Origin of the sequence: Pseudomonas sp. 65/3-MNA-CIBAN-0223, assembly GCF_040310425.1 — a bacterium.
Lineage (GTDB): Bacteria > Pseudomonadota > Gammaproteobacteria > Pseudomonadales > Pseudomonadaceae > Aquipseudomonas > Aquipseudomonas gregormendelii.
Genome location: NZ_JBEOPV010000267.1, coordinates 1 through 250 on the forward strand (window position 1 = coordinate 1; position 250 = coordinate 250).

A 250-nucleotide genomic window follows, 5' to 3' on the forward strand; every position below is an offset into this window, starting at 1 on the left:
GTCGAGAACCGTTGGCACCTCGGCGAACATGCTTTCGGGCAGGTATCCCGAATCGGAGCGCGGGTACGTCGTGGCCTTGTGCGTCTCGTACAGGGCCTGAGCAATGTCCAAGGTCTCCTGCACATCCAGCCCAAGCTGCTTGGAACACACCTCCTGCAAGGTCCCCAGGTCGAACGGCAGCGGCGGGCCTTCCCGCACGCGCTCAGTTTCGACCGACACCACCTGGGCGCTGTCCGCGACGCGGATCTGC

Annotated in this window: 1 protein-coding gene; it reads right to left on the reverse strand. The window is 64.8% G+C overall.

All coding sequences use genetic code 11. The features are described from left to right. A partial coding sequence (locus AAEZ09_RS28835; RefSeq protein ID WP_350601746.1) for a DNA topoisomerase occupies nt 1–250 on the reverse strand: 250 nt, incomplete at both ends.